At 65.0% G+C, this 24,803-nt stretch carries 2 protein-coding genes; both read right to left on the bottom strand.

What is annotated here, in order from left to right:
• Positions 1-419: 419 nt before the first annotated feature.
• Positions 420-11,747, bottom strand: coding sequence for a non-ribosomal peptide synthetase (locus BW43_RS18940; RefSeq protein ID WP_032885758.1), 11,328 nt, complete (start codon positions 11,745-11,747; stop codon positions 420-422).
• On the bottom strand, positions 11,744-24,649 hold the full coding sequence (locus BW43_RS18945) for a non-ribosomal peptide synthetase (protein WP_032885757.1): 12,906 nt from the start codon (positions 24,647-24,649) through the stop codon (positions 11,744-11,746). Before BW43_RS18945 ends, BW43_RS18940 begins: the two co-directional genes overlap by 4 nt.
• Positions 24,650-24,803 lie beyond the last annotated feature (154 nt).

Raw genomic sequence — 24,803 nt, 5'->3', positions numbered from 1 at the left:
GGGTACATATCCGTTTCTGCAGGAATGGAAATGCACACCGAAAGATCGCTATCGGGGGCAAGCCCCCTCCCACCTGTGAAAGCAGTTCGACTCAATAAACCGGTCGGCTCTAAGGCCGCCGCGCTCTTGCTTGTGATCCGCGGTCGCCCCGTAAAACCACGCTGGCCGAACGCAGGTTTTGGAGCGGCGGCCCACGTTCCAAAGCCGGAGTGAGGGCACGCCGAGCCTAGGCGAGGTGCCGAGTGGTGAGGCGAAGGCCTTTTGGTTACTTTTGGCTGGGCCGGCATTCCGGCCTTTCCAAAAGTAACCCGCTGTAAGAGCGGAACCACAAGTCGCCGTTACCGCGGGAATGGATATGTGCACCGAAAGATCGCTATAGAGGGCAAGCCCCCTCCCACATTTAAAGCGGTATACCCTCTTCACGAAACCACCTCCCCAATCACCGCAGTGTCCAACCACCACCGCGCCAGCCCGTGAACATTCGGCGCCTTGAGCAATGTGAAGTGATTCCCCACCCCATACCAAACCTCCAAAGAGCTGCCCTGCTTACGCCACCCCTCAATCATCCCCCCCTGCTCCCGCTGATTGCCCACCGCATCCAACGCCGGATCCTGCGCCAACACCAACCGCACCACCCCGCGATATCGCTGAGTCGGCCGATACTCCGTACGCAACGCCGCCGCATAAGTCCGGGCCGGTCCCGCCATCGCATCAACACTGGCACGGGCCGGCAACAACCCCACCCCAACCATTCCCCCATGCAGGCTCTGGCGCTGCGCCACTTCGTCGCCAACCGCGAAGGTTTCACGGTCAATCCCCAAGGGTTTCCCCGCCGCCAGCTGCATCGCCTCGATCAACCTCAACAACGCCGCCGTCGTCGTATAAGCCCGACCTGCACTACCCGGCGCTTCGCTGTCGATCACCGTCAACGACGCCACTTCCCGTCCAGCCGCCTGCAACCGCAGCGCCATCTCCAGTGCCACCCAGCCGCCAAACGAATGCCCGACCAGATGCACCGGCCCATGCGGGCACTCGTGTTCCAGCGCGTGCAGATAACAGCGCGCTGCCGCTTCCACCTGGCTGTGGGGCACCGCCTCGCCATCCAACCCACGCGGCTGCAAGCCAAACAACGGCCAGTCCCGTCCAAGCGCTTCGCTCAGGCCCACAAACCCGGTGACGCTGTCCCCTGCCCCCGGCACGCAGAACACCGGCGCATACCCAGCCCGTCCGCTCTGGATCCGCAGCAACGGTTGATGCGCCGTTTCCCTCACCGGTGAACACCCTGCCAATGCTTCTGTCATCGCCGCACCCAGCGCACGGATATGCGGCGCCTGCATCATGCTCTGGTGATCACCCGGCACTTCAACCTGACGCAACTGCCCAGGCGCCAGGGCGTCATCCCAACCCAGCGACACACTGCGCCGCGACAACTCGGTCGGCCGCTCTATAGCGCTGAACAGGTGCACAGGCACCGGCAGCGGAAACAAGCTGTAGTGCGCCAGCGCATGCCCATGCCCGACTTCGCGCTCGATAAAGCTCAAGAGGTCCGCATCCGCAGCCGCCGCCATTTGCGCGTATAGCAAACCTTGATCGCGACAGCGTTGCAGCACACCTGCAAAGTCCAACTGTCCAATCTGCGCGTCCAACTGTTCAATCCTTGCCAGCTCATCCACACCTCCCTGTGCGTTCCAATAGGCGCGGCACTGCAACAGCAAATGCCGCTTGAGCGCGTCTGGCCCGCTCCAACGCGCCTTGCCCTGGTCGGTCAGGCGCGGCACGTAGCTGTCGATCAAGCCAAGGAACGCCACGGGTTCATCCAGCCCCAGTAGTTGCATCGCCACTTCATAGGCCAGCACACCGCCAAATGACCAGCCGGCGATGCGATACGGCCCATGGGGCTGCAAGCCGCGAATCAGGCCCACCATGCGCGCCGCCAAGCCTTCCAGGGTGTTGAGGTGCGCCTCGCCGAGCGCCACACCCGGAAGGCCATAGATCGGGTAATCACCCGGTAAATGCTGGCCCAGCGCCGGGAAATACACGTCCATGCCGCTGAACTCATGCACCAGGAACAACGGCGCTTGCGAGCCGCTGCTGCGCACCGTAATCACCGAGCTGTCGCGCACCGGCTCAGCAGTGCGCTGGCGCAGCATGGTCGCCACCGACGCCACGCTGGCGTGCTGGAACAACTCAGCCAGGCTCACTGCCAGCCCCGCTTCGTCCATCAGGTTGACCAGGCGAATCGCCAACAGCGAATGCCCGCCCAGTTCAAAGAAGCTGTCATGCCGGCCCACCTGCTCCAGCTTCAGCACCTCGCCCCATAATTGCGCCAAGGTCTGTTCCAGGGCGTCGGTCGGTGCTTCGAAATCACGGCTGACCAGCGCGTCCAGAGCCGGCACCGGCAAGGCTTTGCGGTCAACCTTGCCATTGGCAGTCAACGGCAAGCGGTCCAGCGGCACATAGGCCGATGGCAGCATGTAGTCCGGCAGTTGCCCTTGAAGATGGGCACGTACGTTGTCGATGCCGACCGGTTCGGCAGCCCAGGTGAAATACGCCACCAAGCGCTTATCCCCCGGCGCGTCTTCACGGGCCAACACGACCGCGTCCTGAATACCCACGCAGGTCATCAGGCGCGCTTCGATCTCTCCCAGCTCAATACGGAAACCACGGATTTTCACCTGATCGTCATTGCGCCCGATGCATTCGAGCAGGCCCTGCGCCGTCCAGCGGCCGAGGTCGCCAGTGCGGTACATCAAGGCGCCTGGGTTGAACGGATCCTGCACAAACTTTTCAGCGGTCAGTTCAGGACGGTTCAAGTACCCCTTGGCCACGCCGTCACCACCGATGCAGATTTCACCGGTCACGCCCTGGGGCACTGGCTGCAAGTGCGCATCCAGCACATAAATCTGGGTGTTGGAGATCGGTCGCCCCACCGGCACGCTGTCGGCGTCGTCGGCAAGTGCGCGCACTTCATAGGTGGTGGCGTAGGTGGTGGTTTCCGTTGGGCCGTAGCAATGCACCAGGCGCAACGTCGGCGCCTGGGCCAACAGGCTGCGGAACGCCGCCGGATCGGCACGCTCGCCGCCGCACAGCAGGATGCGCAAACCCGCCAACGCGTCGGGAATCAGTTGCACGTACTGGTTGAACAGCGCCGTGGTGACGAACAACACCGTCGCGCCCTTTAACGCTATGCCGAATGCCACAGGGTCGAGCAAGGTGGCGTGATCGATCACCTGCACTTGCCCGCCATTAAGCAGTGGCCCCCATACATCCATGGTGCTGGCGTCGAACGCCGGGTTGGAGGCGAAGGCCACGCGGTCGCTGGCATTGAAATCGGCATAGCCGTTGTTGAGCACCAACCGCGTAATGCCCCGGTGGGGCACCAGCACACCCTTGGGAACGCCGGTGGAGCCGGAGGTGTACATGATGTACGCCTCGCTGTCCGAAGACTGCGACAAATCCGGGTTATGGCTAGGTTGTGGATCGAGGGCCAGGGTGTCCACGTCCAGGCGTTGCGCCGCGTATTCGATCACCGCGTCGCTGTGGGTCAACAACCAGCGCGCACCGCTGTCCTGCACCATGAACGCCTGACGTTCGGCGGGCGCGTTGATGTCCAGCGGCACATAGGCGGCCGCGCACTTCAACACGGCCAGTTGGCCGACCAGCAGCGCAACAGAACGCGGCAGCAGGATTGCCACGTTGTCGCCAGGTTTTACGCCCAGTCCTAACAGGTAATGGGCCAGGCAATTGGCGCGGGTATTGAGCTCGCCGTAGCTCAGGCGCTGCTCGCCATGCACCACGGCCACTGCGTCCGGACGCGCCTGGGCCTGGGCTTCGAACAGACGCTGCACGGTGTGTTCACGGGGGAAGTCGCGGGTGCTGGCATTGAACGCTAGCCGCAGTTGGTGCTGTTCGGCGGCGGGCAGGATCGGCAAGCGGCTGATGGCGACATCGCTGCCCTGTTCCAGCGCCTGCACCAGTTGCTCCAGGGCCACATTCAGGTACTCACACAGGCGCCGGGCGCCCTGCCCCGTGGCTTTCAACGTGAAGCCATCGCCCTGGTCATCCACGCTCATCGACAGGCCGTAGTTGCTGTGTTCCTCGGCCTTGAGCAGCTCAATACCTTGCCATGCCTCGGCGACTGCACCGGCCTGCGGCGCGCTGTGCCGATAGTTGAATAGCACACTGAACAGCGGCGTGGTCACCGGCACGCCGCTGCAACGCTGGGCCAATGCCAGCGGCGCGTGTTCATGGCTGAGCAGTTGGCTCAGCCGCCCATGGGTGGCACGCGCGGCGTGGCGTACCGAGTGCTCGCCCAGGTCGACCCGCAACGGCAACGTATTGATAAAGACGCCCATGGCCCGCTCGGCGCCTTCACCGCCTTGCAAGCGGCCAAGCATCACGGTGCCGAACACCACCTGCTCACGGCCGGACACCTTGCCCAGCACCTGGGCCCAACCCAGGTGCATCAGGCTGGCGGCGCTGACGCCGGATTGGCGCGCCTGAGTGCGCAGGCGCTGGCTTAATTCGGGAGCAATCGTCAGACGGGCCTGCTCATCAATGCCCAGCTTGGCCACTTCCGTGGGTTCGTCGATCTGACCGAGCATTTCGCGGAAAAACCCTTCGTGATCGTCTGCGCCCAAGCGCATCTGCGCCACATAGTTGCGATACGGCACAGGCGTTCCCAGGCGGTGTTGAGTGCCCAACAGAAACGCCTGCATCTCGTGTTGCAGGATCTCCAGGGCGATGTGGTCCATGACCAAGTGATGGAACAGTAAGGTGGCGACCACACGCGGGGTTTCTTCGCTGCACACCAGGCGCATCAACGGCGCTTGGGACAGGTCGAGGCGTTGCGGCAGCGGCGCGGTTTCAACCCGCAGCGACGCTTTGCGCCAGACCACCTGCACCGGTTCTTCCAGGCCGTCCCAGTGGAACGACGAACGCAGGATGTCGTGGCGCTCGATCACCGCCTGCAACGCCAGGGCAAACGCGTCCAGACGTTGGCGGCTGTCAAAGGCAAACCGCGCCTGCAACACATAGGCATCGCCTTCCTGCACGGCGCGGTGGTGATAGAGCATGCCGGCCTGCAACGGCGTCAGGGGGTAGATATCCTGCACATTCGCCGCACCGCCGGGGATGCAGGCGACGAGGCGGTCGATGGCGACTGGCTCCAGCGCGATCAGGGGCAACATGCCCGGCGTGATCGACGTGCAACCGTCAACGATGCCATTGACCGGCACCGCCACTTCACGACCAGTGCCCAACGCCGCCGCCAGTGCCGACAAGGTTGGCTGACCAAACAGCACTTTTACGTCCGCCGACAAGCCAAGGCCGCGCATGCGCCCCATCAGGCTCACCGCCAGCAACGAATGCCCGCCCAGTTCGAAGAAGTTATCGTGACGGCCCACACGTTCCACCTTGAGCAACTCGGCCCACAGGCTGGCCAGGGCGATTTCCGTGTCGCCCTGGGGCGCTTCGTATTCGCGCACCACAACCGAATCCTGGCCCGGCGCGGGCAGCGCCTTGCGGTCGAGTTTGCCGTTGGGACTCAGGGGCAATGCGTCGAGATGAACGAAGATCGCCGGCACCATGAATTCAGGCAGGTGATGCAGCAACTGACTGCGCAGCACGTCGATGTCGGTGAAGGCTCCGGTGTAGTACGCCACCAGACGGTCTTCGCGGGCGATCACGGCGGCCTCGTTGACTGCTGGGCACTCGGTCAGGCGCGCCTGGATCTCGCCCAGTTCGATACGCAGGCCACGGATTTTCACCTGGTCGTCGTTGCGGCCCAGGTACTCAATATTCCCATCGGGCAAGTAGCGGCCGACGTCGCCGGTGCGGTACATGCGGCCGCTGGTAAATGGATCTTGAAGAAAGCGTTCGGCGGTCAGTTCCGCACGGTTCAGGTACCCCCGCGCCACTTGCACGCCGCCGATAAACAGCTCGCCGACCACGCCCAGCGGCACCGGCTGCAACTGCGCGTCCAGCAGGTACATGCGGGTGTTGGCAATGGGCTTACCGATGGGCGTGTTGTCCGGCGTCACCGGGCCCGCGCAGTTCCATGCCGTCACGTCGACGGCCGCTTCGGTCGGGCCATACAGGTTGTACAGGCCGATCCCCGGCAACTGCGCCTTGAACCGGCGCACCAGGCTGCCCGGCAGCGCTTCGCCGCTGCACATCACCCGCACCAGCCCGGCCGCCTGGCTGACGTCGCCATGGGCCAGGAACACGTCGAGCATCGACGGCACAAAGTGCAACGTGGTGATGTGTTCGGCCTCGATCACCTCGCACAGGTATGCCGGGTCCTTATGCCCGCCAGGACGGGCCATCACCAGGCAGGCGCCGGTGAACAGCGGCCAGAAGAATTCCCAAACCGACACATCAAAGCTGAACGGGGTTTTCTGCAAGACCCGGTCCTGGGCGGTGAGCCCATACTCGTCCTGCATCCACAGCAGGCGATTGACCACGCCGCCATGGTCGTTGATCACGCCCTTGGGCTGGCCAGTGGAGCCGGAGGTGTAGATCACATAGGCGCTCAGGCCCTGCACCGCGGGGTTATCCACGGATTGCGCGTGCCAGCTCGGTTGGTCCAGATCGACCACCGGCACCGCGCCCACCAGCGCACGAGTAGCGCCCTGGATCAGTACAACAGCGGGTGCGCTGTCGCTGAGCATGTAGGCGATGCGCTCCAGCGGGTAAGCCGGGTCCAGCGGCACATAAGCGGCGCCGGCCTTGAGGATCGCGTACAGGCCGATGACCATCTCCAGGCCGCGCTCCACGCAGATCGCCACCCGCGAATCCGGCTGGACACCCAGCGCCAGCAAGTGATGGGCGAGTTGGTTGGCCCGCGCGTTGAGCTCGGCGTACGTCAGTTGCTGTTCGCCAGCCTTGAGCGCAATCGCATGGGGCGTGCGTGCCACCTGGGCTTCAAACATGCCGTGCAAGGTCTGGTCGAGGTTGTAATCCACCTGGGTGGCGTTGAAATCGAACAGCACGTGCCGGCGCTCGCCCTCGTCCAGCAGCGGCGCATGCTCCAACACCGCCTGGTCGTTATCGACCATGGCCTGCAACACGCGGGTGAAGTAGCCGACGTAACGCTGCATCGTCGCTTCATCGAACAGCGCCACGGCGTATTCCAGCGCGCCGATAATCGTGCCCTGCACTTCGCCGAGGTTCAGCGACAGGTCGAACTTGGCAAAGTGGCTGTTCTCCACGATGCCTTCCAGGGCCAGGTCGCCCAGGGCCAGGATCGGCGCGCTGCTGTCCTGCCAGGCCAACAGGGTTTGGAACAATGGGCTGTGGGCCAGGCTGCGTACCGGCCGGGTGATTTCGACCACTTGCTCGAAGGGCAGGTCTTGATGGGCCTGGGCCGCCAAGGTCAGCGCCTTGACCCGCGCCAGCAGCGCTTCGGTAGTGGGGGCGCCCGAGGTGTCGATGCGCACCGCCAGGGTGTTGACGAACAGGCCGATGAGGCCTTCGACTTCAGTGCGCGTACGGTTGGCGACCGGCGAGCCGATCACCACATCTGCCTGCCCCGAGAGCCGCGCGAGCAAGGACGCCCAGGCGGTCATTACCGTCATGTACAGCGTGCTGCCATGGCGTTGGCTCAAGGCCTTGAGCCCGGCGGTGAGGCGCTCGTCCAGACGGATCTCCACGCTGCTGCCGGCGTAGTCCTGCTGCGCCGGGCGCGGGCGGTCGGTGGGCAGGCTGAGCAACGCTGGCGCACCAGCCAGGGCCTGTTGCCAATATCGGCTCTGGCGGTGAAGTACTTCGCCGCTGAGCCACAAGCGTTGCCACACGGCAAAGTCGCCGTATTGGATCGGCAGTGGCGGCAACGGGTCGGGCTGCCCATGGCTGAAGGCCTGGTACAGCGCCATCAGTTCGCGGGTGAGTACGCCCATGGACCAGCCATCGGAGACGATATGGTGCAGGGTCAGCAACAGCACATGGTGCTCGTCGGCCATCACCACCAGGCGCCCGCGCAGCAGCGGGCCGCGTTCGAGGTCGAACGGCGCCGACGCTTCGCCGTGGATCAACGCATCCAGCGCCTGTTGCGGTTGCGGGTGGCGGCGCAAGTCCTGCACTTGCAGCGGCAGCACGTCGTCGGCCGCGACGATCAGCACCTGGGCGTCGTCACCGTGCTGGGCGAAGCGGCTGCGCAGGGTTTCGTGCCGCGCAACGATCCGCGCCAGCGCCCGTTGCAAGGCCTGCACATGCAGTTGCCCGCGCAGGCGCAAGCCGATGGGAATGTTGTAGGCCGTGTTGGCGCCTTCCATCAACGCCAGGAACCACAAGCGCTGCTGGGCGAACGACAGCGGCACCGGCTCATCGCGGTTGGCCGGCAGGATCGCCGGCAAAGTGCTGCGACCGGCCTGGGCCAGCACGTCGGCAACGGCGGCCAGTTCGGCATTGGCAAACAGGTCGCTGAGCAACAGCTCCACGCCCAGTCGTTGGCGCACTTGGGACACCATGCGCATGGCGAGCAGCGAGTGCCCGCCCAGTTCAAAGAAGTGGTCGTAACGGCCGACGCGTTCTACCTGCAAGGCATCGGCCCAGATCTGCGCCAGGCTGCTTTCAATCTCGCCCTCGGGCGTCGCGTATTGGCGGGGAAACACCGCGGCCCTATCCGGCGCCGGCAGGGCCTTGTGGTCGAGTTTGCCGTTGGCGGTCAAGGGCAGCGCGTCAAGCTTCATGAAGGCGACCGGGACCATGTAGTCCGGCAGGTGCGCCACCAGATGGGCGCGGATATCGCCCACCGCCAATGAGTCAAGTTGCGGGTTTTCGGTGTAGTACGCCACCAGCCGCTCGTCACGCACCAGCACCACCACTTCCTGCAAGCTCGGCAGTTGGTTGAGTTGGGTTTCGATTTCCCCCAGTTCGATGCGCACACCACGGATTTTCACCTGATCGTCATTGCGGCCCAGGTAATCGAGGTTGCCGTCGGGCAACCAGCGCACCAGGTCACCGGTGCGGTACATGCGTCCGACGTTGAACGGGTCGTCCAGGAAGCGTTCGGCGGTCAGTTGCGGACGGTTCAGGTAGCCACGCGCCACGCCCTTGCCGCCCACATACAACTCGCCCGCCACGCCCAGCGGCACCGGCCGTTGTTGCTCGTCCAGCACGTACACCGTGGCATTGGCGATGGGCTTGCCGATATGCAACGCCTGCCCCGCCTCGACCTTTCCGGAGGTGGCGACCACCGTGGCTTCGGTAGGGCCGTAGTTGTTGATCAGCTCAAACCGCTGCGCCCGCCCGAACTGCCGCAGGCGGTCGCCGCCGACCAGCAAGGTGCGCAGCGTCGGGTGCTCGATGTGCTGGCTGAAGGCGTACTCGGCCACCGGCGTCGGCAGGAAGCACACATCCAGCGGTTGCGCGCACCACCAGGCCAGCAACGCGTCGATGTCTTCGGGGCCGTCGTGGGCCGGTGGCAGGTGTAGGGTCGCGCCGACACACAGCGCCGGCCACACTTCCCAGGCCATGGCATCAAAGCCGAACCCGGCGACGCTGGCGGTGTGGCGCCCGGCGCAGAGGTCGAAGGCGCGGCAATGCCAATCCACCAGGTTGGTCACGGTGTGGTGTTCCACCATCACGCCTTTGGGCAGGCCGGTGGAGCCGGAGGTGTAGATCACATAGGCGAGGTTCGCCGGGGTCACGGCGACACTGGGATTGCTCGCCGCGTGGTGGTGCCAGGTGTAGCGGTCCAGGTTGATCACCGGCACGTCCAGCTCGGGCAGGCGTTCGAGCAACGCGTGCTGAGTCAGCACCGCCACTGGGGCGCTGTCGCTGAGCAGGTACGCGAGGCGCTCGGCCGGGTGGGACGGGTCCACCGGTACGTAGCAGGCGCCGGCTTTAAGGATCGCCAGCAACCCGGCCAGGGTGTCCAGTCCACGACGGGCGACGATGGCCACGCGGTCATCGGGTTTGACGCCCAGCGCCAGCAAGTGATGGGCCAGCAGGTTGGCTTGCCCGTTGAGCTCAGCGTAGGTCAGCGAGCGTTCAAGCTGCACCGCCGCGATGGCATGCGGCGTGAGAACGGCCTGGGCTTCGATACGCCCATGCAAGGTGGTGCCCTGGGGGAACTCGGCCTGGGTGGCGTTGAACTGTTCCAACAGCAACCGCTGCTCGACGGCGGGCACCACCGGCACTTGATTGAGCGCGGTGTCCGGCGCCTGCTCCAGGGCCGTCACCAGGTTTTCCAGGGCAGTTTGCAGGTAGGCGCAGACCCGCTGCGGGTCCACCTGGGTGCTGGCCAGCAGGCTCAGGCCAAAGCCTTCGCCCAGGTCATCGACGCTCAGGGTCAGTGGATAGTTGGTGCGTTCTTCAGCACTGAGGGCGGCGATGCCTTGCCACGCCGAGACGGCTTCGGCGCTGGCGGCGGGCGCGCTGTGGCGATAGTTGAGCAGCGCGCTGAACAACGGCGTCGGCGCGATCACCCCACTGCAGCGCTGGGCCAGGGCCAGTGCCGCATGCTCGTGGCGCAGCAGTGTGGTGAGCCGACCATGGGTGGCCTTGACCCCGGCGCGCACGTCCTGGCCGTCCACGTCCACGCGAAACGGCAAGGTGTTGATGAAGATGCCCAAGGCGCGGTCCGTGTCATGACTGCCTTGCATACGGCCCATCAACACCGTGCCGAACACCACCTGTTGCTTGCCGGCCAATGCTCCCAACACCTGCGCCCAGCCCAGGTGAAACAGGCTTGCCGCGCTTACCCCCAACTGCCGCGCCTGGGTGCGCAAGCGCTGACTCAATAGCGCCGCCAAGGGCAGGCTGAGCTCGCTGATACCCCGCGCATCGCCCTGCACATCCTGCAAGCCAAACGGCAAGGTCGGCTCGCTGATATCGCCAAGCATCTGGCGGAAGAAGCCTTCGTGTTCCTGCTCGCTGATGCCCAGCCGTGCCTGGGCTACATAGTTGCGAAACGGCACCGCCTGGCCCAACGCCGCGCCCTGCCCCAGCAGGCACGCCTGCATTTCATGGCACACCACTTCCAGGGCGCTATGGTCCAGGGCCATGTGGTGGAACAGCAAAGTGGCGACGATACGCCCATTGGCCGGGTCATCGGCACGCACCAAGCGCAGCAACGGCGCCTGGGTCACGTCGAGGCGATAGTGGCGCGCATCGAACAGGGCGTGCAGTTGGGCGGCGATCTCGCCATCCGCCGGGTCGAGTTGCAAGGCCTGCACCGGCAGGCGCGCCGTGCGCCACACCACTTGCGACGGCTGTTGCAGGCCATCCCAGACCACGCCGGTGCGCAGGATGTCATGGCGGTCCATCACCGCTTGCAGCGCCTGGGCGAACGCCTCGAAGCGCGCCAGGCTGTCGAACGCGAACTGAGATTGCATGACGTACGGGTCGCCCTGCTCAGCGCTGACATGGTGGAACAGGATGCCTTCCTGCAACGGTGCCAGCGGGTAGATGTCCTGGATATTCGCCACGCCGCCGTCGACGGTGGCGACGATGCGGTCGATCTCGTCCTGGCTGAGGCTGGACAACGTCAGCATGTCCGGTGTGATGTGCTGGGCGCCGGCCGGGATGCCATTGGCCGGTACGTCGACTTCACCGGCCTTGGTGGCGGAATACTCGCCGGCCTTAATCAGCTCGATCAGCGCCGGTTTGTGCTCGCGCAAGGCGGCAAGGATCGCCGGGTCACTCAACGCTTGCTTGTTGCCTTGCACCGACAACTGCTCGCCCTTGAGCGCCAGTTGAATGTCCTTGGTTTTCAGGGTTGCCAGCAGCTCTAAGAGGCTCACAGGACGATCTCCATTCGTTCGGTCATTGCGGCGTAGCCGGCCAGGGTCGGCTGTTCGAACAGCGCCCGGACGTCAGCTTCCATGCCTTCCTGGCGCAAGCGCCCGATCAAGCTCACGGCAAGCAGCGAGTGCCCGCCCAGTTCAAAGAAATTATCCTGGCGCCCGACCCGCTCCACGTTGAGCAACTCGGCCCACAGCAGCGCCAGCAGGATTTCGGTGTCGCCTTCCGGCGCTTCGTACTCACGCACGTTCAAGGCGTGCAGGCCGGGCGCTGGCAAAGCCTTGCGGTCGAGTTTGCCGTTGGGGCTCAAGGGCAGCGCGTCGAGGTGCACGAACAGCGCGGGCACCATAAAGTCCGGCAGGTGTTGCAGCAGGTGAGCGCGCAGTGCCTCGATCTCGGTTGGCGTACCGGTGTAGTAGGCGACGAGGCGATCCTCACGGGCGACCACCGCCGCTTCGCTGACCTGGGAGTGCTCAAGCAGACGCGCCTGGATTTCCCCCAGTTCGATACGCAGGCCACGGATCTTGACCTGGTCGTCATTGCGGCCCAGGTATTCGATAGTGCCGTCGGGCAAGTAGCGGCCAAGGTCGCCGGTGCGGTACATCCGACCCGCGTGGAACGGGTCGTCGAGAAAGCGCTCGGCAGTCAGCTCAGGGCGGTTCAGGTAACCCCGCGCCACTTGCACGCCGCCGATAAACAGCTCGCCGACCACACCCAGCGGCACCGGCTGCAACTGCGCATCCAGCACGTACATGCGCGTATTGGCGATGGGCTTGCCGATGGGGGTGTTGTCCGGCACGTCGGGGCGTGCGCAGTTCCAGGCGGTCACGTCCACCGCCGCTTCAGTCGGGCCGTACAGGTTGTACAGGCCGATCCCCGGCAACTGCGCCTTGAAACGCCGCACCAGGCTGCCCGGCAGCGCTTCGCCGCTGCACATCACCCGCACCAGCCCAGCCGCCTGGCTCACATCGCCATGGGCCAGGAACACATCAAGCATCGACGGCACAAAGTGCAACGTGGTGATGTGCTCCGCCTGGATCACTTCGCACAGGTACGCCGGGTCTTTATGCCCGCCGGGGCGCGCCATCACCAAGCGTGCGCCGGCGAACAGCGGCCAGAAGAATTCCCATACCGACACGTCGAAACTGAACGGGGTTTTCTGCAACACCGCGTCATCGGCGTTGAGGCCATAAGCGTCCTGCATCCACAGCAGCCGGTTGACCACCCCGGCGTGTTCGTTGATCACGCCTTTGGGCTGGCCAGTGGAGCCGGAGGTGTAGATCACGTAGGCCTGATGCCGGGCGGTCAGGCCCGGGACCTCGGGGTTGCTCAGCGGCTGATGCTGCCAGGTGTCCAGGTCCAGATTGAGCAGCGGCACGTCGCCCAGCAAGCCTACGGTGGCGTTCTGGGCCAGCACCACGACCGGCGCGCTGTCGTGCAGCATGTAGGCGATACGCTCCAGCGGGTACGCCGGGTCCAGCGGCACATAACCGCCACCGGCCTTGAGGATGGCGAACAGGCCGACGACCATGTCCAGGCCCCGCTCCAGGCAAATCCCCACCCGGGCATCCGGCTGCACACCCAGCGTGCGCAGATGATGGGCCAGGCGATTGGCACGCTCGTTGAGTTGTTGGTAGGTAAGCTGCTGCTCGCCCGCCTTCACCGCGATGGCGTGCGGCGTGCGCTGAACTTGGGCTTCGAACATCCCGTGCAGGGTCTGGTCGAGGTTGTAGTTCACCTCCGTGGCGTTGAACGTCACCAGCAGTGTGTGTCGCTCCTCGGAACTCAGAATCGGCAGGCGATTGAGCGCCTGGTTCGGTGCCTGCTCCAGGGCCTCGACCAGCCCGGACAGGGCCACTTGCAGGTACCCGCAGACGCGTTGCGCATCGACCTGGGCCAACGCAGTCACGTCGTAGCCATCACCCAGGTCATCCACGTTCAAGGTCAGCGGATAGTTGGTGCGCCCGTCGTTGACCAGGGTCTGCATACCTTCCCAGGCGTGTTGCGCCTCCTGGGAACGGGTGGCGCCGCCGCGATGGCGATAGTTGAGCATTGAGCTGAACAACGGCGCAGGTGCAGCCACCCCACTGCAACGCTGGGCCAGGGCCAGGGAAGCGTGCTCATGACCGAGCAAAGCGGTGAGCCGCGCATGCGTGGCGCGTACGGCGGAGCGTGCGCCCTGACCGTCGATATCCAGGCGCAGCGGCAACGTATTGATGAACACGCCCAGCGCACGGTCGGCCCCTTCACCGCCTTGCAGACGCCCCACCAACACAGTGCCGAACACCACACTCTGGCGCCCGGACGTGGCCGCCAGCACTTGGCCCCAGGCCAGGTGGAACAGGCTCGCGGTGCTCACCCCCAGCAAACGGGCCTGGGCACGCAGGCGGCGGTTGAGGTCGCTGTCCAGGTGCAGGCGGTGCTCTTCGATGGCGTTACCGTCGCCGCGCACGTTTTGCAGGCCGAATGGCAGGGTTGGCTCGTCGACATCGCCGAGCAGGGTGCGGAAGAACGTTTCATGCTCCTGCTCACTCACCCCCAAGCGCGCCTGGGCCACGTAGTTGCGGTACGGCATCGGTGCAGCGGTCGGCGCCGGATGGCCCAGCAGATAACCCTGCATTTCCCGCAGCACCACGTCAAAGGCGGTGTGGTCGAGGGCGATATGGTGATAGAGCAGCACCACAACCACACGCTGGTTGGCCGGATCGTCGGCGTAGGCCAGGCGAATCAACGGCGCTTGGCTGATGTCCAGGCGGTAGCGGCGTGCATCAAAACGTTGATGCAGGCCGGCCAGTACATCGCCTTCAAGCTGCAGCTGTTCAAGGGGCAACCGGGCCTTGCGCCACACCACTTGCAGCGGTTGCACCAGCCCTTCCCACACCACGCCGGTACGCAGGATGTCGTGGCGGTCGATCACCTGTTGCAGCGCCTGGGCGAAGGCGTGCAGGCGCTCGACACTGTCGAACGCCAGGTGCGATTGCAGCAGATACGGGTCGCCCTGCTCGGCGGTGAGGTAGTGGTAGAGAATGCCTTCCTGCAACGGCGCCAACGGGTAGATGTCCTGCACATTGGCTGCGCCACCGGGCACCTGGGCCACCACTTGATCAAGGGTGGATTGGTCGAGTTCCACCAGCGACAACAGGTCCGGGGTCAGGCGCTGGCAGTCGATCGGGATGCGGTTGGCGGGCACCTGCACTTCGCGCCCACTGCCCACCGCTGCCGCCAGCGCGGCCAGGGTCGGCTGGCTGAATAACACGCGCACATCGGCGCTGAGGCCGACCTGGCGCATGCGTTCGATCAGGCTGACCGCCAGCAACGAATGGCCGCCCAGCTCAAAGAAATGATCGTGGCGACCCACCTGCTCAACCTGCAACACCTCAGCCCAGATCACGGCCAGGGTGGTTTCCACTTCACCCTGAGGCGCTTCGTAGTCACGGGTCAGCAACGCGGCCTGATCCGGTGCCGGCAAGGCACCGCGGTCGAGTTTGCCGTTAGCCGTCAGGGGCAGCGCGTCGAGTTTGACGTAGGCCACCGGCACCAAAGCCTCCGGTAACTGCGCCTGCAGTTGCTCGCGCAGGCTTTCAATCAGCAGCGGCTGTTGCTCGGTGAACCAGGCTATCAAGCGGCCTTCGCGCACCAGCACCACCGCGTCGCCGACGCCTTGCAGTGCCGCCAGGCGGCTTTCGATTTCGCCCAGTTCAACGCGCACGCCACGGATTTTTACCTGGTCATCGTTGCGTCCCAGGTACTCGATATTGCCATCGGGCAACCAGCGCACCAGGTCGCCGGTGCGGTACATGCGCCCGTCATTGAACGGGTCTTGCAGAAAGCGTTCAGCGCTCAAGTCCGGGCGATTGAGGTAACCCCGCGCCACGCCGCTGCCGCCCACATAGAGTTCACCGGCCACCCCCACCGGCACCGGACGCAACTGCGCGTCCAGCACGTAGACGCTGGCATTTGCGATAGGTCGGCCGATATGCAGCGCCTGCCCGGCACGCACGCGGCCCGAGGTGGCGACCACGGTGGCTTCGGTGGGGCCGTAGTTGTTGATCACCGCAAAGCGTCGCTCCTGGCTGAACTGGCGCAGGCGGTCGCCGCCGATCAGCAGGATGCGCAAGGTGGGGTGCTGCAAGTCCTTGCTGAACGCGTATTCGGCCACCGGCGTGGGCAGGAAGCTCACGTCCAAGGGCTGCGCCAGCCACCAGGCGAGCAGTTCGTCGATGTTTTCGTTGCCCACATCCTCCGGCGGCAGGTGCAGGGTGGCGCCCACGCACAGCGCTGGCCATACCTCCCAGGCCATCGCATCAAAGCCAAAGCCGGCCACGCTGCTGGTGTGGCTGACGGCGTGCAGGCCAAAGGCTTCACAGTGCCAATGCACCAGGTTTTCCACGGTGCGGTGTTCCACCATCACGCCCTTGGGCTGGCCGGTGGAGCCCGAGGTGTAGATCACATAGGCCAGGTGGGCCGGTGTCAGGGCGGCGAGTTGCGGATTGCTGACGGGGTGGTGCCAGGTTGCGTGCACGTCGATGCTGGTGACCGCGCCCAGCAAGTCGCGGGTGCTCGCTTCGGCCAGCACCGCTACCGGTGCGCTGTCCTGCAATAAGTAAGCAATGCGCTCGGCGGGATACGCCGGGTCAATCGGCACATAACCGGCGCCGGCCTTGAGAATCCCCAGCAACCCCACCAGCATCTGCGGCCCTCGACGGCAGCACAGGGCGACGCGGTCGTCCGGCTGCACACCCTGTGCGATCAGGTGATGGGCCAACTGGTTGGCACGGTGGTTGAGCTGCTGATACGTCAGCGACTCGCCGTCCTGCACCACGGCTATGGCATGAGGTTGACGGTCGGCCTGGATTTCAAAGGCACCCTGCACGGTGTGGCCGCTCGGGAAATCCTCAGCCGTGGCGTTGAACTCGCGCAGCAGGGTTTCGCGTTCGCTGGCGGGGAGAATAGGCAACTGATTGAGCGGGGTTTGCGCGGTGTTTTCCAGGCTATCGACCAAGTGTTCAACGGCATTGGCCATGTACTCGCACAGGCGCTGGGCGCCGATGCGGGGCAAGGCCAGCACGGTCAGGCAGAAGCCTTCGCCCAGATCGTCGACGCTCAGGGTCAGCGGGTAGTTGCTGCGCTCTTCACCGCCCAGCAACTGCACGCCTTCCCAAATACCTTGGCCGTCGCGGGCCATGGCGCCGGGATGGCTGTGACGGTAGTTGAGCAACGCGCTGAACAGCGGCGTAGAGGCCGCCACCCCACTGCAACGCTGGGCCAGCGCAAGGGACGCGTGTTCATGGCCGAGCAAGGCGCTCAACCGTGCATGGGTGGCCTTGACGGCGGCGACCGCGCTGACTGCGGTGTCCACCCGCAGCGGCAAGGTGTTGATGAACATCCCCAAGGCCCGATCCGCACCGTCGCCGGCCTGCATACGGCCCATCAATACGGTGCCGAACACCACGTCGTCACGCCCACAGACCAGTCCCAGCACCTGGGCCCAAGCCAAGTGCATCAGGCTTGCCGCGCTCACGCCCAGGCGCCGCGCCTGTTCACGTACGCGTTGGGCCAGCGCCATGGTCAGGGCCTGTTCGGCCTCTTCGATATCACGGCCGTCGCCCTGCACGTCCTGCACGCCGAAGGGCAAGATGGGCTCATTGATGTCGGCAAGCATTTCGCGGAAGAACCGCTCATGCTCGTCGACGCTCACACCCAGGCGCGCCTGAGCCACGTAGTTGCGAAATGGCGCGGCCGCCGGCAAGTCCTGGCCGTGGTTGAACAAAAACGCACCCATCTCCTGACCGACCACGTCCATGGCGGTGTGGTCCAGCGCCAAGTGGTGGAACAGCAGGATAGCTGCCACATGCCCGTTCACTGGATCCTGGGCGTAAACCATGCGCAACAGCGGCGCCTGGGTGATATCCAGGCGGTAATGCCGCGCATCGAAACGGGCGTGCAGCTGTTCGAGGATGTCGCCCTCGGCGGGATCAAGGTTCACCTCCTGCACCACCAGCTGCGCCTCACGCCAGACCACCTGCACCGGGCTGTCCAGGCCTTCCCAGACCACGCCGGTACGCAGGATGTCGTGACGGGCGGCGACCTGTTGCAGCGCGCCCATAAAACCGTGCAACCGCTCAAGGCTGTCGAAGGCCATGCGTGATTGCAGCAGATACGGGTCGCCCTGCTCGGCGCTGATGTGGTGGTACAGGATGCCTTCCTGCAAGGGCGCCAGCGGGTAGATGTCCTGCACGTTTGCCGCGCCGCCGGGGACGTTGGCGATGATGCGGTCGATGGCGCTTTGGTCGAGTTGCACCAGGGTCAGCATCGCTGGCGTGATGTGGGTGCAGCCCGAGGGAATGCCATTGGCCGGCACCACAACCTCCCGACCACTGCCCACCGCCGCCGCCAGCGCCGCCAGGCTCGGCTGGTTGAACAGCACCCGCACATCCGCGCTCAGGCCCGCCTGACGCATGCGTTCGATCAGGCTGACCGCCAGCAGCGAGTGCCCGCCCAGCTCAAAGAAATGGTCATGCCGGCCCACACGGTCGAGCTTGAGCAGGTCCTGCCAGATCTGCGCCAGCAGGCTTTCCACCTCGCCTTCCGGCGCTTCATAACCACGGCTGAGCAGCGCGCCTGCATCCGGCACCGGTAGGCCTTTGCGGTCCAGCTTGCCGTTGGCGGTGAGCGGCATCAGCGCCAGCCAGACATAGGCCGACGGCACCATGTAATCCGGCAACTGGCCTTGCAGGTGGGCGCGCAGCGCTTCGATTGGCAGCGGCGCGGCGGCGGTGTAGTACGCCACCAGACGCTTGTCGCCGGGTTCGTCTTCGCGCACCAGCACCACTGCGTCGTTCACGCCAGCGAAGGCTCCCAGGCAGGCTTCGATTTCACCCGGCTCGATGCGGAACCCGCGAATCTTCACTTGCAGGTCATTGCGTCCCTGGTACAGCAAGGTGCCGTCGGCCTGCCAGCACGCCAGATCGCCCGTGCGGTACAGAACGCCCTCGCCAAACGGGTTCGGGATAAATTTTTCGGCGGTCAGTTGCGGCTGGTTCAAGTACCCCTTGGCCACGCCCGCGCCACCGATATACAGCTCGCCGACCGCGCCCAATGGCAACAGTTGCTGGCGCACATCCAGCACATAGGCCTGGGCATTCGCCATCGGCCGGCCAATCGGAATACTGCCCTCGCCCAAGTGGGTGATTTCATGGGTGGTGGAGAACGTAGTGGCCTCCGTCGGCCCGTAGCCATTGAGCAAGTGCCGGGGCTTGCCGTGCTTGAGCACGCGGCCTATCACGTGCGGGTCGAGCACATCGCCCCCGACGATCAGATAACGCAACTGCGGGAACACCGGCAGCAGCGCATCGGCGTACTGGTGGAACAACCCGGCGGTCATCCACAACACGCTGACGGATTGCTCCTGCAACAGCGCGGCAAACGCGGCCTGGGACAACAGCACTGCCTGTTCGACCACCACCACGCAGCCGCCATTGAGCAACGGCGCCCACACGTCGAGGGTGCTGGCGTCGAACGCCGGGTTGGAAGCGAAGGCCACGCGGTCCTGAGGGTTGAACTCGGCGTAGCCGTTATTGAGCACAAGGCGCGAGATCGCGCGGTGTGGTACCTGCACGCCCTTGGGCGCACCCGTGGAACCGGAGGTGTAGAGGATGTACGCCACGCTGTGGGAGGAAAGTACCAAGTCGAGGTTGCGCGGGGACAGCGCGTCCAGATTCAGCCCGGCCAGGGAGTTGAGCACCCGCTGCGCGCCACTGTCCTGCACGATAAACGCCTGGCGTTCCAGCGGCGCATTCACGTCCAGGGGCACGTACACGGCGCCACACTTGAGGATCGCCAGTTGGCAGATCAGCAGATCGAGGGAGCGCGGCAACGCAATCGCCACGCTTTCCCCCGGTTGCACGCCCTGGTTGATCAGGTGATGGGCCAGACGATTGGCGCGGCGATTGAGATCGCGATAGCTCAAGGATAACTGGCCTTGCACCGCCGCCACGGCTTCGGGACGCGCCAGGGCCTGGGCTTCGAACAGTTGGTGCACGGTCAGTTGCGATGGGTAATCGCGGGCAGTGGCGTTGAATTCCACCAACAGTTGGTTGCGCTCGGCAGGCGGCACAATCGATACGCCTTGCACTGGCGTGGTCGGCGCTTGTTGCAACGCGGTCACCAGATGGCGCAAGGCCGTGAGCATGTAGTCGCCGACACGCTGCACGTCCAGCGTGGCTACGCCTTGCACGGTCAGCGCGAAGCCTGTGCCCAGGTCATCGACGTTGAGCACCAGCGGGTAGTTGCTGCGCTCCTCGGAGCTCAGGATCTGGATGCCGGACGCCGCAAACGGGCTGTCTCCCGGCGCTTCATCCGGCGCGCTGTGGCGGTAGTTGAGCAGCGTGCTGAACAACGGCAATGAGCCCGGCACCCCGCTGCAACGCTGGGCCAGGGACAGCGACGCGTGCTCATGCCCGAGCAACTGCGCCAGGCGCGCGTGGGTGGCGCGCACGGCGGCTTGTACGCCGACTGCGCCGACGCTGACCCGCAGCGGCAAGGTGTTGATAAACATCCCCAGGGCGCGGTCGGCACCCTCGCCGCCCTGCATACGGCCCAACAGCACGGTGCCGAACACCACGTCCTGCTGACCGGAGACTTGCCCCAGCACATGCGCCCAGGCCAGGTGCACCAGACTCGCCGTGCTCACGCCCAATTGCCGCGCCTGTTCGCGCAGGCCCAGGCTCAGGGCCGGGTCCAACGGCAGGTGCGCCTCGACAATGCCGCTGCCGTCGCCGTGTACATCCTGCAAACCGAAGGCCAGAGTCGGCTCGTCGATATCACCCAGCATCTCGCTGAAGAACGCTTCATGCTGGGCCTGGCTCACCCCCAGCCGCGCCTGGGCCACGTAGGTGCGGTACTGCACCGCGTCAGGCAGTTGCGCGCTGCGCCCGGACAGGCTGGCGCTCATCTCCTGCACCAGCACGTGCAGGGCGGTGTGGTCGAGCAGGATATGGTGCAGCAGCAGGATGCCGACGAAGCCGCCCGGCGCTTCGGCGTAGGCCAGGCGCATCAACGAGGCGCGGGACAGATCGAGGCGGTAGTGGCGTGGGTCGAAACGCTGTTGCAGGTGGGCCAGGGCATCCACGCCTGGGGTTTCGACCCGCTCTACGGCCAACGGCGCCTGGCGGCAGACCACTTGCACCGGTTCGTCCAGGCCTTCCCAGAGGATCGCGGTGCGCAGGATGTCATTGCGTTCGATCACGCTGTGCAGCGCCTGGATAAACGCGTCCAACGCCGCTTGATCGTTGAAACCCAACTGCACCTGCAACACGTAGGGATCTCCGTCGGTGGTTGCCAGGTGGTGATACAGGATGCCGGCCTGCAACGGCGCGAGGCCGTAGATGTCCTGCACATTGCCGATGCCGCCGGGCACCTGTTGCAGGATGTGGTCGATGGCGGCCTGTTCGAGTTCGATCAGCGGCAGCATGTCCGGGGTGATGACGGGGCTGTCTGCGTGGATCTGGTTGACCGGCACCCGCACTTCCCGTTGCCCGCCCACCGCCGCGGCGAGTGCGGCCAGAGTGGGTTGGCCGAACAACACGCGCACATCGGCGCTGAGGTCGACCTGGCGCATACGCTCAATCAGCTTGACTGCCAGCAGGGAATGACCGCCCAGTTCGAAGAAGTTGTCGTCGCGCCCAATGCGTTCAAGTTTGAGCAGGTCTTGCCAGAGGGTCGCGATGGCTACTTCAACGGGGCCGCGTGGAGCCTCGTAATCACGTCGGGCCAACGCGTCGGCATCCGGCGCGGGCAAGGCCTTGCGGTCGAGTTTGCCGTTGGGGGTCAGCGGGAAGGTGTCCAGCAACACGAAGGCGCTGGGCACCATATGGTCAGCCAGGCTCAGCCGCAAATGATCACGCAGCATCGCGACGTTGATGTCGCCTTCGGCGATCACATAGGCCACCAGGCGCTGGTCACCGGGCGTGTCTTCACGGGCGATGACTACGGCGTCGCGCACACCTTGAGCGGTGGCGAGGCGCGATTGGATTTCGCCCAACTCGATACGGAAACCACGGATTTTTACCTGGTCGTCGTTACGTCCCAGGTATTCCACGCTGCCATCGGCCAACAGGCGGCCGAGGTCGCCGGTTTTGTAGAGGCGCTGGCCGGTGGTTGGGTTCGTCAGGAAGCGCTCGGCGGTTAATTCGGCGCGGTTCAGATACCCCCGCGCCACACCGGCACCACCGACGTACAACTCGCCGACCACGCCCAATGGCAGCGGCTCGCGCTGTGCGTCCAGCACATACAGTTGCAGGTCGGGAATGCGCACGCCAATCGGACTCACGCCCACCAACTGCGCATCCGCCGCGTGCAGCGCTCGATAAGTCACGTGCACCGTGGTTTCGGTGATGCCGTACATGTTCACCAGTTGGGTGCCGGCATTGATCGCCCGGGCGTACCACGGCTTGAGCATGCCCGGCTCCAGGGCTTCGCCGCCGAAAATCACTTGGCGCAGCGAGTGGGCCTGGGGGCTGTTGCCCTGGGCCGCAATCAACTGGCGGAAGGCGCTTGGCGTTTGGTTGAGGATGCTCACGCCCGCTTCGCACAACAGCGTGTAGCACTCGTCCGGCGAGCGGCTGACCAATTGCGGCACGATCAGCAACTGGCCGCCGTGCATCAACGCGCCCCAGATTTCCCACACGGAGAAGTCGAACGCAAAGGAATGAAACAGTGCCCACACATCGGTGTGGTCGAAGCCGAACCACTGCTCAGTGGCGCTGAACAGTCGCGCCACCTGGCGGTGTTCGATCATCACGCCCTTGGGCTGGCCGGTGGAGCCGGAGGTGTAGATCACATAGGCCAGGTGCTGCGGGCTGACCGCAACGTGCGGGTTGATCAGGGATTCACCGCGCAGGCCATTGAGGTCGATCTGCGCCAGTTCGCCCACCAAGTGACGGGTGTTGGCCTGCACCAGCACCGCCAGCGGTTGGCTGTCGTGCAGGGTGTAGGCGATGCGTTCCAGCGGATACGCCGGGTCGATCGGCACATACCCCGCGCCGGCCTTGAGGATGCCCAGCAGCCCGATGATCATTTCCGGGCCGCGCTCCACGCAGATCGCCACGCGGTCATCGGGGCGCACGCCCTGGGCCAGCAGGCGATGGGCAACCTGGTTGGCGCGTTCGTTGAGTTGACGATAGCTGAGGCGTTGCTGCTCGAAACGCAGCGCGATGGCGTCGGGGTGGGCCGCGGCGTGGGCTTCGACGTGCTGGTGGATCAGGGCGGTGTCGGCGTAAGCGCGGGGGGTGTGATTGAGATGGTGCAGCAGGTGATGACGCTCGGTCTCAGGCAGGATGTTCAGGCCGCTCAGCGGCATCTCCGGTCGCTGTTCAAGGGCGTCGGCCAGGCTGTGGAGCGCTGTGTGCAGGTAGCTCGCCACACGGGTTGCGCCAATGGAGGCGTCCACCATCACCGTCAGCGCGAAGCCTTCGCCCAGGTCATCCACATTCACCGTCAGCGGATAGTTAGTGCGCTCCTCGGCACCCAGCACCTGGATGCCCTCGGCCACCTCGATCACCTCGGCCATATCCGTCGCGGCACTGTGGCGATAGTTGAGCATCGCACTGAACAGCGGCGTCGGCGCGGCGACCCCGCTGCAACGCTGGGCCAGCGCGAGGGATGCATGCTCGTGATTGAGCAATGTGGTGAGCCGCTCATGGGTGGCCTTGACCCCGGCGCGCACGCTCTGCTCGCCCACATCCACCCGCAACGGCAGGGTATTGATAAACATCCCCAACGCCCGCTCACCGCCCTCGCCCGCCCCCATGCGGCCGAGCATCACGGTACCGAACACCACGGCTTCACGGCCCGAGACCACGCCCAATACCCGGGCCAGCGCCACGTGCATCATGCTTGCCACGCTGACGCCCAAGGGCCGCGCGAGGCTGCGCAGGCGGCGGCTCAGATCAGCGTCGACAGGCATGCGCGCCTCGTCGATCCCCTGGCCATCGCCCTGCACATCCTGCAAGCCAAACGGCAGGGTCGGCTCATCAATGTCCCCCAGCATCTCGCGGAAAAACCCTTCATGGGCCTGCTCGCTGACGCCATGGCGCACCTGGGCGATATAGCTGCGAAACGCCACCGGCTCAGCGGCCTGGGCTTGCTGGCCGGCCAGGTACAACTGGATCTCGTGGCGCACCACATCCAGCGCGGTGTGGTCGAGAATGGTGTGGTGGAACAGCAACATCGCGGCTACCCGCTGATTGCCTGGGTCGTCGGCAAACACCAGGCGCAGCAGCGGCGCCTGACCCAAGTCCATCCGGTAAGTCCGGGCGTCGTAGCGGGCGATCAGTTGAGCCAGGGCATCGCCACCGCTGAAATGCGCTTCCTCACACGCCAGCGTCGCCTTGCGCCACACCACTTGCAGCGGCTCGTCCAAGCGCTCCCAGACCATGGACGTGCGCAAAATATCGTGACGGTCGATCACCCATTGCAGCGCCTCGGCAAAAGCGTGCAGGCGCGCGCGGCTGTCGAACACAAACTGCGCATGCAGCACGTAAGGATCGCCTTGCCCGGCCGAGAGGTGGTGATACAGCATGCCCTCCTGCAACGGCGCCAATGGGTAGATATCCTGCACATTCGCCACACCACCGGGGATGGCCGCGACGATACGGTCGATGGCCGTCTGATCAAGGCTCACCAACGGCAACATCTCAGGCGTGATGCGGTAAGCCGGGCTCAGCCAATCACCGCCATGCTCAGCCACCAGCGCCAGCAGTCGGGGCTTGTGAGCGATCAACTGATCCCACAGCCGGTCATCCAACGCCTCATCGTCACCGAGGATGATCAGATCGCCCTCTTCCAGTTGCAGACGGATCGCATGAGTGGAAATCGCTGCCAATAATTCGCTGAACTGCATGGGGGTAACCTGCCTGGTAAGTCACGGTGGAGGAGAAAGTCCGTTTTCAGCTGCCGTTTGAATCGGATGCGCTGTGCGCCCAACGTTAAAAAGCGGGCGCAGCCGGGGGCCTGGAGAGGCTTCCGGTAGGGGTAGGAAATTAAGGGATTTGGGG

Origin of the sequence: Pseudomonas sp. RIT357 (genome assembly GCF_000632245.1) — a bacterium.
GTDB lineage: Bacteria > Pseudomonadota > Gammaproteobacteria > Pseudomonadales > Pseudomonadaceae > Aquipseudomonas > Aquipseudomonas sivasensis.
This window is presented reverse-complemented; position numbering and strand designations above follow the sequence as displayed.